At 43.3% G+C, this 11,304-nt stretch carries 11 protein-coding genes; 4 read left to right on the top strand and 7 right to left on the bottom strand.

From position 1 onward, the window contains the following. Positions 1 to 184 precede the first annotated feature (184 nt). Positions 185 to 817 (bottom strand): T4SS efffector SepA family protein, encoded by a 633-nt coding sequence (locus H6G97_RS16835; RefSeq protein WP_190941883.1) that lies wholly within the window; start codon positions 815 to 817, stop codon positions 185 to 187. Between the two features lie 311 nt (positions 818 to 1,128). Here H6G97_RS16835 and H6G97_RS16830 point away from each other — a divergent pair, with 311 nt between their 5' ends. Next, positions 1,129 to 1,314 (top strand): transposase, encoded by a 186-nt coding sequence (locus H6G97_RS16830; RefSeq protein WP_190941882.1) that lies wholly within the window; start codon positions 1,129 to 1,131, stop codon positions 1,312 to 1,314. A gap of 93 nt (positions 1,315 to 1,407) precedes the next feature. On the opposite strand, the gene ctpC is transcribed toward H6G97_RS16830, so the two are convergent. Together ctpC and ispG are read right to left on the bottom strand one after the other, a co-directional pair. After that, a complete protein-coding gene (ctpC, locus tag H6G97_RS16825) occupies positions 1,408 to 2,691 on the bottom strand; it encodes a carboxyl-terminal processing protease CtpC (protein WP_190941881.1) in 1,284 nt (427 codons plus the stop codon). A 223-nt stretch (positions 2,692 to 2,914) separates the two neighbouring features. Beyond that, positions 2,915 to 4,141: a (E)-4-hydroxy-3-methylbut-2-enyl-diphosphate synthase gene (gene ispG, locus H6G97_RS16820; protein ID WP_190941880.1), complete on the bottom strand. Its 1,227-nt coding sequence runs from the start codon at positions 4,139 to 4,141 to the stop codon at positions 2,915 to 2,917. Between the two features lie 397 nt (positions 4,142 to 4,538). Here ispG and H6G97_RS16815 point away from each other — a divergent pair, with 397 nt between their 5' ends. Then, positions 4,539 to 5,576: a cysteine hydrolase family protein gene (locus H6G97_RS16815; RefSeq protein ID WP_190941879.1), complete on the top strand. Its 1,038-nt coding sequence runs from the start codon at positions 4,539 to 4,541 to the stop codon at positions 5,574 to 5,576. Between the two features lie 96 nt (positions 5,577 to 5,672). Here H6G97_RS16815 and H6G97_RS16810 read toward each other — a convergent pair whose 3' ends face one another. Continuing rightward, the gene (locus H6G97_RS16810; RefSeq protein ID WP_190941878.1) at positions 5,673 to 6,566 is read right to left on the bottom strand and encodes a LysM peptidoglycan-binding domain-containing M23 family metallopeptidase; all 894 of its coding nucleotides are present in this window, start codon (positions 6,564 to 6,566) and stop codon (positions 5,673 to 5,675) included. A gap of 264 nt (positions 6,567 to 6,830) precedes the next feature. Here H6G97_RS16810 and H6G97_RS16805 point away from each other — a divergent pair, with 264 nt between their 5' ends. Beyond that, positions 6,831 to 8,039: an HhoA/HhoB/HtrA family serine endopeptidase gene (locus H6G97_RS16805; RefSeq protein ID WP_190941877.1), complete on the top strand. Its 1,209-nt coding sequence runs from the start codon at positions 6,831 to 6,833 to the stop codon at positions 8,037 to 8,039. A 228-nt stretch (positions 8,040 to 8,267) separates the two neighbouring features. Here the strand turns inward: H6G97_RS16805 and H6G97_RS16800 are convergent, their stop codons facing one another. The 3 genes from H6G97_RS16800 to ispD all read right to left on the bottom strand — a co-directional run bounded on the left by H6G97_RS16800 (position 8,268) and on the right by ispD (position 10,247). Then, positions 8,268 to 8,615, bottom strand: coding sequence for a DUF760 domain-containing protein (locus tag H6G97_RS16800; protein WP_190941876.1), 348 nt, complete (start codon positions 8,613 to 8,615; stop codon positions 8,268 to 8,270). Positions 8,616 to 8,801: 186 nt separating this feature from the next. Then, positions 8,802 to 9,344, bottom strand: a complete 543-nt coding sequence (gene scpB / locus H6G97_RS16795; protein WP_190941875.1) for an SMC-Scp complex subunit ScpB — start codon at positions 9,342 to 9,344, stop codon at positions 8,802 to 8,804. Between the two features lie 219 nt (positions 9,345 to 9,563). Beyond that, positions 9,564 to 10,247: a 2-C-methyl-D-erythritol 4-phosphate cytidylyltransferase gene (gene ispD / locus H6G97_RS16790; RefSeq protein ID WP_190941874.1), complete on the bottom strand. Its 684-nt coding sequence runs from the start codon at positions 10,245 to 10,247 to the stop codon at positions 9,564 to 9,566. Between the two features lie 69 nt (positions 10,248 to 10,316). On the opposite strand from ispD, the gene H6G97_RS16785 reads away from it, so the two are divergent. Next, complete coding sequence (locus tag H6G97_RS16785; RefSeq protein WP_190941873.1) at positions 10,317 to 11,276, top strand: glycosyltransferase family 9 protein; 960 nt, start codon at positions 10,317 to 10,319, stop codon at positions 11,274 to 11,276. Positions 11,277 to 11,304: the final 28 nt, after the last annotated feature.

Genomic DNA, 11,304 nt, shown 5'->3' with positions numbered 1-11,304 from the left:
AACATTGCTTGTCACCTTTAGCACCGAATTTTAATTACTGTACCGTATATGCGGCGCTGTTTTTTAAAGCCTTTGCCAGTAAGGATTTCAAGACTTAACGGGAAAAGTCAGATTGAGCGATAGCTGATCTTAATCGCACGATATGAGTCGGCTAGAACAGTTTCACGACATTAAAACCCTTGGATCAAGAAGGGTTGATAATTTTTAACGAATCTAGGGATCGAGTAATAGACTCAAACGACTCTACAAGGCTTGCAAAGGAAGAATCGCTGTATTCAGGATTCCAACTGAGATTACCTTTCTCACCGGGATATACTGCTCCCTCTTTGTCGCGCCACTCGAAGTATATTTCGATTGGCATTTTCAAATTCTTCATTAAGTGCAAAGTGTTACGCCACGCTAGATTTGAATCTACACCTTGTATCGAAATGTTTACCTCTGGCAAGTAGTGAAAACCAGAATTAATTTTTTCACCCTTAACGACATGAGATAGGGTTAGTTTGATCAGATCCTCTACAGAAAATCCTTGTCGAATAGCAATTTCGTGCGCTTCATCAACGATTTTGTTCCAGTTCGGTTGATGAATTTCCTGACCACCAATTACGGCTTGCAGCACTCTGGTATGGCGCAAATTAGTTACACTATCAGGTTCAATAACTGTGTAAAGTTCGGTTTCAGAAACTTGCTGAGGCTGGTAACGTGCCTCATATTCATTCAATAACTTCTCAATAACAGTGATGGGTGTATCCTCGAAAGGGACAGCCAGGGCTTGGAGCCTTTTATAAATGGGATCAGGTATTCTGATAACTGGCATCATATATCCTTGTGTATTTACTCGTTTCTATATATGGATGTAACACATATATATATAGAAAATGCCAATTATTTTCTAATCTGTATCAGTCCATCCAGATTTTTTGCTACGGCCAAAAGATAGCGAATCAACAGAGAAAATCTTTTGAGTGTAGAGTTAGCTACAAAAACGACTCTCAAGCATCTAAAATATTATTGATCCGTAAAAAACTGATTATACGATCGCACTTGCTAAATCCCAGATTCAGCAAGTGCAAAGATATTTTCTGTATGCCGTAAAATTCTTACTATAAAAACAAGATTTTTATTTAAAGTATGAACGAATCACAAACTTGGTATATTGTCAAGCGTTCTGTTGGAAACGGCGAAATTATCGCCAGCGACCAAGTTGGGGACGATAATTTAGAGATTATAGAACAGTGGGGGCCTTTTAGTTCGCAAGAAGAAGCGATCGCTCGGCGTGTTGGACTTATTAGGGCTGGAAAGTGCCAACCAGTTTAAGGTAAGAGTTAGGAGTGAGGAGTTATCAATGATGGTTTTTATTCTTAACTCCTCACTATTCACTCCTAACTTCATTCCGTTATTCTTAACTCTTCATTTTTCTGCTGTAGCTGCGCCCTGAGCAGCAATTTTTTTACCTATTATGTCTACTGCTTTAGCAAATTGGGGGTCTTTTAGGGTAGCGAGTTTTTCACGTTCGTTGAGCCACAAATCCTGTCGCTGGGCATCTGTCAAATCTACCTTTACATCTGGATCAATACCATGCTTATTAATATCTCTATCATTAGGCGTATGGTATTTAGCAATTGTCACTGCTAATCCTGAGCCATCTTCTAGGGGACGCACCGATTGCACTAATCCCTTACCAAAGGTTTGAGTTCCTACCAAAGTAGCACGTTTGTTGTCCTGCAACGCTCCGGAAAGGATTTCGCTGGCACTGGCTGAACCTTTATCTACTAATATTACCAACGGTTTATTTGTCAGAGCACGTCCATTTGCTACTTCTCGCTCTCGCTCACCTTGGCGGTCAATGGTAGAAACAATTGTGCCTTTATTCAGCCACATCCGGGCAATATCTATACTGGAGAAAAGTAACCCACCTGGATTACCACGCAGATCAAGGATATATCCAGCTACCCGTTTGCTTTCTAAATCTTTAATGGCAGTTTGCATTTCTTTACTAGCATTGGCACTGAACTGGTTCAGGCGAATGTAGCCAAGATTACCTGCTGGACTTTTCTTTTGGGAATATTTAACTGGATGAATTTCAATCCGCGCTCTTTTGATGTCAAACTGTTTTGTCTGACCATTGCGCTGAATCGTTAAGGTGACTTTCGATCCTGCTTCACCTCGAATCAGGGATACTGCCTGATTAGTATCCATCCCCTTGGTACTTTTATTGTCGATTTTGAGAATGACATCTTTTGCCAAAACACCAGCTTTAAAAGCTGGTGTATCTTCGATTGGCGCAATTACAACCAATTGCTTGGTTTTTTCATCCTGACTAATAGTGATCCCAATTCCTGTCAATTCTCCAGAGGTATCCACTTGCATATTCTTGAATTCCTGTGGATCCATAAACCGGGTATATGGGTCTTCGAGCTTTTTGAGCATTTCTCGAATGGACTTATATGCTTCCTGCGGATTACTGTAGGACTTGCTTAAGTATTCCTTACGAACAGCCTGCCAATCTACCTGATTAAAAGTACCGTCTACATATTGGCGTTGAATAACTTGCCAAACTTCATCTACCAATTCTTTAGGACTTGCTTTAAATAAAGCCTGACCTCGCGAGTGAATGCCAAGGCTAGTAACAGCAATCGTGGAGAGTGTCACTGCCGTAGCACCCAAAACAAGCCTACTTTTTGTAATCACCATAATGACAGCTGCGTCAGAGGGAAAATTTATAGTCAGTATGCTCAATCTAACACAGGCTACCACTGTACAGACCGAGTATGTATTCTTAATTTAAACAAAATACTTGACAATCCGGCTACCTTGTTGGTTAAAAGATACAAAGTTTTTAGGGATTGGGGATTGGGGAAAGATTTGTTGCAAGTTCTCACTCAAATAACCTTATCCCCCTGACTCCCCTGCCCCTTTATGGTTCTACCCAGCGTTCATCTGCCTTAATCAGGTTAATTAATTCCTCTACACCTTTATCTTCTGGGACTTTTTTAATTTCTTCTCGACCACGATACAAAGAAATGTAACCAGGTGTTTTGCCAACATAGCCATAGTCAGCATCCGCCATTTCTCCTGGGCCATTGACAATGCAACCCATAACTGCGATATCTAACCCAGTTAGGTGTTTAGTGGCTTCCCGGACTTTGTGCAGGACTTCCTCTAGGTTAAACAAAGTGCGTCCACAGGAAGGACAAGCGACGTATTCCACCATCGTTTTTCGCAATCCCAAAGCTTGGAGAATGCTATAGCAGACGGGAATTTCTTTTTCTGGTGCTTCTGTAAGTGAGACGCGAATTGTATCACCAATGCCATCAGCAAGTAATGTGGCAATACCAGCAGTAGATTTAATTCGCCCGTATTCGCCATCACCGGCTTCCGTAACGCCTAAATGTAATGGGTAATCCATACCCAAGTCATCCATGCGCTTGGCGATGAGGCGATAAGCGGCTAGCATCACCGGTACTCGTGAGGCTTTCATGGAAATTACTAAGTTGCGGAAATCTAAAGATTCACAGATGCGGATAAATTCTATGGCGGATTCCACCATTCCTTCTGGGGTGTCACCGTAAGTAAATAGCATTCTCTCGGCGAGGGAACCGTGATTTACCCCAATTCGCATCGATTTACCTTGATCGCGCAAAGAAACTACCAGAGGTTCTAGGGTTTCGCGTATTTTTTCGCCAATTTCGTCAAATTCGGCTTTAGTATACTCAGTTCGATTGACGTTGGGTTTTTCAAAGACATATAACCCTGGATTAATCCGCACTTTTTCTATGTGCTTGGCAACTTCCACAGCGATTTTTAGTCCATTGTGATGGACATCAGCCACAATGGGCACATCTTGGTAAGTTTTAATTAATTTTTGTTTAATTTCTGCTAAAGCTTTAGCATGAGCCATACTTGGCACCGTGACACGGACAATTTCGCAGCCAATTTCGTGCAGACGACGAATACCAGCCACGGAACCATCAATATCAAGGGTGTCTTCGTTAATCATTGATTGCACTACAACGGGGTAGCCACCGCCAATGGTGACATTTCCCACCTTTACGGGACGGGTTTTACGCCGCTTGATTGTTGTATCAAAGGTAGGTTGGCTTGGTGCGATGCTTGAAGTGTTTACTGCGGGAAGAGTTTGCATAACCTGATTAGGTAAATTTGCTGTAGCTAAAATATCAGATTTGATTAATCTCTGCTTTTCAGATTGCCACAGCTAGTGGCTCTTTTGGACGATTAGTATAGAAAAAAATGAGAAAGAGACAGGCAAAGAAATAAAGAACAATTGAGAAGTTTTGCTCATTTGTAAAGATATACTGCTTAAAAATCCCTTGAACTGAGTAGCATGAGTAGTGATCGCTAAATTTGGATTTTTACAATACAAACATACTACTAAGTAAAGAGGATGAGGAGCGATCACCCCTACGGCCAGCTAAATTAGACTTATCACCAAATTCTTTGACGCTCATACTAGAAAAGACTTGAGAAAATTTGGGGATTGAAATTATAGATGTTACTACATAATAAAAGCAACTGTAATTATGAACACCCAAACAACACCCCAACTACCAATTCCCCCGTACTTTAACCCAGAAAAAGTCGGCGAAGTCTGGCGTGTACCTTACCAAGAACGTGCAGCAGCAGGCGAAATATGGGCAAAAAAGCACGACATCAAACCAGCATCTTTAGATAAAACTCGTATTTGCCTACTATTAATTGATGTTCAAAATACCTTTTGCATCCCAGGTTTTGAATTATTTGTAGGGGGAAAATCTGGGAATGGGGCAGTAGATGATAATGTCAGATTGTGTGAGTTTATCTATCGCAACTTGGGAGTAATTACAAAAATTGTACCTACCTTAGATACCCACACAGCAACGCAAATTTTTCATCCCATATTTTGGGTAAACGCCACCGGAGAACATCCCAGCCCAGCAGCAACTAGCATTACCCCAGCAGATATTGAAAAAGGTATTTGGCAAGTTAACCCAGCAGTTGCTGACAGTGTTACTAATGGGGATTATAAATTATTAGAAAAACACGCTTACCATTACCTTAAGCAACTCAGTCAAGACGGTAAATATCCCCTCACTGTTTGGCCTTATCATTCTATGTTGGGTGGCATCGGTCATGCTCTAGTTTCATCGGTAGAAGAAGCGATATTTTTCCACAGCATTGCGCGTCAGACCCAAACGCAATTTGAAATCAAAGGTGAAAATCCTTTAACAGAAAATTATTCAATTTTGCGTCCAGAGGTATTGGAAGATTTTGAAAAACGTCCACTTGCTCAAAAGAACACGCGCTTAATTAAACAACTTTTAGAATTTGATGCAGTAATTATTGGTGGCCAAGCTAAAAGTCATTGCGTCGCCTGGACAATTGACGATTTATTAACAGAAATTAAACAGGTAGATGCTACCCTTGCCAAAAAAATCTATCTGCTAGAAGATTCCACTTCCCCCGTTGTTGTCCCCAGTGTTGTGGACTACACAGAACAGGCAGATGCAGCATTTAAAAAGTTTGCGGAGGCAGGGATGCATATCGTAAAATCTAGCGAAAATATAGCATCCTTTTTTTAACGCAAAGGGTCACAAAGGTTCCGCAGAAGAACACAGAGGTTTCCTTTGCGAACCTTTGCGCTTCCCTCGGCGTTCCTCTGCGTTTAAAAACAAACCTCATTTCTTCAAATAACCTTTGGGATCTTGCGCTACCCAACCCAGAGATGAGCTAGAACGCACTTCAAAATGGAGGTGCGGTTGACTGGAGGTTGGTTGTCCGCTAATGCCTACTGTTCCTAGTAAGTCTCCTTTTTTCACTTGCTGACCAACAGTAACTTTAATGCTGTCAAGTTGGGCGTAGCGGCTTTGGAGTCCGCCACCGTGGTTAATGATGACCAATTTGCCATAACTACCTTGGTCGCTGGCAAAGGCTACGCTTCCAGGCGCGATCGCTTGTACATCAGAACCAGCTGGTGCTAATAAGTCAATACCGCTATGGAAGAAAACTTGACCTGTCGCAGGATTAATTTGCCAGCCGTAAGCTAATCCCACATTTGCAGCTTGTGCTAAAGGGTATCCAGACAGGGATTCACGGTTTGGCGTTTTTGTCTCAGTAGATAAAGGGGACTTAGTTACAACACCATTGGGCGACCAATTTACCCCCGGAACAAACACGATTCTAGGGTTTTGTTGGCAGCCATTGATCTCAAAAAGGCTATCAGCACGAACTTTGTATTGTGCCGCCACTTGTCGCCAAGTTTGACCGCTAGGCACTTCAACTACAATCCCATTGTAGGGAGGAATTTGAAGCACACTACCAACGGCGACAACTGCACCGCTCTGCAAAGTTGGATTCATGCCAATAATAGTTGTAGGTAGGAGATTGTAGCGCTGCGCTATGCTCTCCAAAGTTTCACCACGAACAACTTTATGGCGTTGGAAGCGAGATAAGGCTGGAATTGGGCAATCACCCACAGCAGCATTAGCACTGTTCGAGTTTGGCAGTATGCTTACTAGGCCCAAGGCGCTAACTAAGCTATAGAGAAACAGTTGACGAAAGGGTAAAATCATGTATTCAGGTCAAGAGCGCACTAACTTTAGATTTTAGATGGGAAGAGTGGGAATTGGGGGTTGGGGAGGAGGGAGCAGGGGGAGCAGAGGAGGCAGGGGAGGCAATAGTGACAAGGTGATTTGAGTGAGAACTTGCAACAAGTTTTTCTCCTTGTCCCCAAGTCCCAATCTTTAATTCCTCGTAAATTGATCTGTCCACTTGCCGTTAGCTTGACTACACTTAGAAATTAGCAACTGCATTGCTGTCCTTATAGCAAAATGATTATGAAGTTATCCTTAAAGCAACTGGCGGTTTATGTGTTTTTACTGGTGATCGGCGGTGGTGCAGGTTTGTTAGGCAGTCGCTATCTCCTGCCACAAAATCGCTCGTTCCAACAGTTAAAAAATGTAACAATGGCTTTGCCTCCAGAATCCGTAGTTCCTAATTCTTCTAACGGAACGATTGGGGCTAATGGGGGCGATAATGTAAATTTTATTGCGACGGCAGTGCAAAAAGTTGGCCCGGCTGTGGTGCGAATTAATGCTACTCGCAAAGTCGCCAATCCTATTTCTGACGCATTGAAAAATCCCCTCTTGCGACGATTTTTTGGAGAGGATGAGCAACCAATTCCCCAAGAACGTATTGAGCGCGGTACAGGATCGGGATTTATTTTAAGCGAAGATGGAGAATTACTCACCAACGCTCATGTGGTAGCAGATACAGATACAGTACAAGTTACCCTCAAGGATGGTCGGAGCCTAGAGGGGAAGGTGGTAGGTGTTGATTCTGTGACAGATGTGGCAGTGGTGAAAATCAAAGCGGATCATTTACCGACGGTGAAGCTGGGAAATTCGCAAAACTTGATACCAGGACAATGGGCGATCGCTATTGGCAATCCTCTAGGTTTAGATAATACTGTCACTATCGGCATCATCAGCGCTACTGATCGCACCAGCACTCAAGTTGGTGTCCCGGATAAGCGAGTCAGCTTTATCCAAACTGATGCCGCAATTAACCCTGGAAACTCTGGTGGCCCGTTGTTAAATGCCCAAGGCGAAGTGATTGGTGTTAACACCGCCATCCGCGCTGATGCTCAAGGACTTGGTTTCGCCATTCCCATTGAAACCGCCGCCCGCATAGCCAACGAACTTTTTGCCAAAGGGCGTGTGGAACATCCCTTCTTGGGTATTGAAATGGCAGACCTTTCTCCCACCAGAAAACAGCAAATTAATCAAGAAAATCAGCTAAACATTCAACAGGATGCAGGGATTGTGATTAAAGGAGTCACAGATAATTCCCCAGCCAAGCGTGGAGGACTGCTTTCTGGAGACGTGATTCAAAAAGTTAACGGTAAACCAGTTAAAACCTCAGCCCAAGTTCAGAAACTGGTGGAGTCCAGCAAAGTTGGGGACATTTTAGATATCGAAGTCAACCGCAGCGGCAAAATTCAAACTTTCAAAGTACAATCAGCAGCTTACCCTGAAAGGAAGTAGTCAAAATAATTCATAATTGATAATTCGTAATTCGTAGTTGCAAGACGCTGGCGGACTCGCTTTGCACGTCGCTATCCGTGGAAGCTTGAACTCTCCACACAAGTCTTGTTTACCACTGAATTTTTAATTTAGTGTGGGCTGCTGTACCCTTTTGAATTACGAATTACGAATTACGAATTAGTAATTATTTGGTCAATAGTTCCAGAATGTTTGACTACTAACTATTAATTATTGACCATTAGACAAATGCTCTAACTGCATTCTTTGTTCCATCTGGCGCAGAAAATACCCTGTCATCATGGCCGACGCTAGAAGCCCAGCTAAATTCTCCCGATCTGTTGTGATTTGCACGTTGAAATTTTCTGCCGGGAGCATTCCCACAAGCCCTTGGACATTTTGCGAGATGATTTGTTTAATTTCGGGGCTGGCGGACTGAGCAATCCTCGCTAAAACATCAGGAGACTGATGCTGTAGATATTTGAGCAACTGATTGGGGTATTCGTCAGAGTGGTCGGAAAGAAGTTGATTAGGGTGTTCCTCAGAGTTGTCATTCAAAAAGTCAGGATTAAACACCATTGGCAGTTTTATTTAGCTTAATTGCTAACTCTACTCTAAACCATAGTACAAGGGTAGCGCATTCACCACGGGTATAAGTCAAGAGGAGGGAATGGGGTAGAAGAGGCAGAAAGGCAGCGCGCAGGGGGTAGAGGGGCAGCGCGCAGGGGGCAGAGGGGAAAAAGTAATTTTTATTCTTCCCCCTCCCTATTCCGCATTCGCCACTCCCTTTAGTTCTAGTTCTAGTTCTAGTTGTTCTTCCTTCTGACTGGTGGAAAGTATTTGCGGGAGTTGTTCAATTTGGAAATACTGATGAAATTTTGGGGTTACTTGGAGTGAGTAAGAGCGAGAATCGCTGTCTCGGCGCTTGCGGATGAAACCAAGTTCGACTAGTTCTGGAACGTGCTGATATACTCCTGAACCGCGCAGGTTAATCAAGTCGCTCTGGAGTATGGGACTATTAAGAGCGATCGCAGCCAAAGTCCGCAATGCACCTACACCCAATTCTACTGGTATGATAGTTTGCACTAAATCATGAAAGTCAGACCGTAGTTGCAAACTGTAACCATCTGGGGTTTCTATTACCTCTAGGGCACTATCTCGGTGCGCATAGTTATCCATGAGTTCAATTATGCCTTCTTTGACAGTGGCGCGATCGCACGCGGCATACTCGGCAATTTCGCCGAGCGACAAGGGTTTACCCTTTAAATAGAGAATTGCTTCTATCTTGGTCGCTGTAACTGTAATCATTTAGTTATTAGTCATTGGTGATTAGTTACTAGTCATTAGTTACTAGTCATTAGCAGATGACAACTAACAATCAACAAGTGTGTGGCATTATATCGTAAATTGTCAAAATATTGTTTGAAACTCTCAAATTGAGGATTGGGGACAAGAGGCAGAGGGGCAGGGAGCAGAGGAGAAATAGGTAATTTTTATTCTCTCCCTTGCGCCCTGCTCCCCACTTTCTCAAAAGCCTCTAGTTGTGAGAATAAATTCTGCGATCGCTAAATCTTGTGGAGTGGTTACTTTTAAATTTGTCTCTTCTCCCTCGACAATTCGCACTTCAATGCCACACCTTTCAAATAAAGCAGCATCGTCAGTTACTTCCCAACCTTGACGGACACCTTCAGCGTGGCACTGTTTCAACAACTTGACATCAAATCCTTGGGGAGTTTGTGCGGCCCATAGTTGTCGTCTGTCGGGTGTTTGTTGAATTATGCCTTGTTCATCCACAACTTTGATAGTGTCTTTGACCGGTACACCAGCAATTAAACCGGGACAGTGGCGAATGGCCTCGGCACAAGCATTAAATAAATCTGGTGTAGCTAGGCATCTAGCGCCATCGTGAATCAACACTTGCTCTGCGGCTACTGGCAGGGATTGCAAGCCATTGTAAACAGATTCTTGGCGGGTGGAGCCACCTTGAATCAATTCGACTGGTTTAGTCAGCTTTAGATCGGCGAGAATTGTGTTGAAGTCTGGCCAATCCATAGGCTGAGAAATAATCCCGATCCAACTGATTGTATTGGCGGCTTCTGCGGCTAATAAAGTCCAGGCAATAATTGGTTGCGATCGCACCTTCAGCAGGAGTTTATTGCGGTTACTCCCCATTCTTTTTCCGATTCCCGCAGCTGGAATTAGTAAATACACAGAATTCCTCAATCTTTAAGCTATATATTTTCCCCTAAAATAGGGAGCGAGTAAGCGTCAATAAATATTATGCGAGTAGTAGCCCTTGTACCTGGCGGAATTGGCGACCAAATTCTCTTCTTTCCGACTCTAGACGACCTGAAGCGCCATTACCCTAACGCTCAGATAGATGTTGTTGTTGAACCAGGGTCAAAGGCTGCCTACCGAGTGAGCAAATCAGTTCACGAGGTATTAGCCTTTGATTTTAATGACCGTAACAGTCTGGCAGATTGGGGGAATTTGGTCGGCAACATTCGCGATCGCGAATACGATGTTGCCATTGCTGTTAAGCAAAATTGGTTGGTGGGTCTTTTACTCTGGTTGACAGGAATTACCACACGCATTGGCTACCAAGGCAAAGGAGCGGGTTTTCTTACCCATGCTGTGCCGTTCAAACCATCCCAGTATGCGGCAGCACTATACCACGACTTGCTGCAACCATTAACCATAAAAACCCCTGTCCCAGAATTAGCAGTAAATGTGCCAAAAACAGATATTGACTGGGCGGAAAAGGAACAAAAACGCTTAGGGGTGAATGAAACAGGCTATATCTTGATTAATGGCGGTTCTGGCCAGTTATCCCAAGCTAAAGAACTGGATAAAATCTACCCTGTCGAGAAATGGCATCAAATTATTCAAAACTTCCAAGATAAGCAACCCGATCTGCCTGTGGTAGTCATTAAGGGATTTGGCGATGAGCAGTTTGTGCGATCGCTTCTGGAGTCTTCTCCAGATATCAAGGTGACTGCGCCAAGCGATATTGGTAAGTTAACTGCCATAATTGCCGGGGCAAATTTGATGTTGTCTACTGATAGTGCGGCACTACAACTAAGTGTTGCAGTCCAAACTTATACCATTGCCCTATTTGGGCCTACTGATTCAGGTAAGTTGTTACCGAAATACGATAAATTCTTAGCCATTGAATCCCCCACGGGAAAAACGGCGGATATTTCACCAAACGCAGTTTTAGAGAAAATTTGGGGTGGCTAAACTAGCAGTTTGCCTCAATTTCTGCAAT

The sequence above is a fragment of the Nostoc flagelliforme FACHB-838 genome (assembly GCF_014698065.1).
Lineage (GTDB): Bacteria > Cyanobacteriota > Cyanobacteriia > Cyanobacteriales > Nostocaceae > Nostoc > Nostoc flagelliforme_B.
Note: the sequence above shows the minus strand (reverse complement) of the source record. Positions and strands in the feature narration are given on the sequence as shown.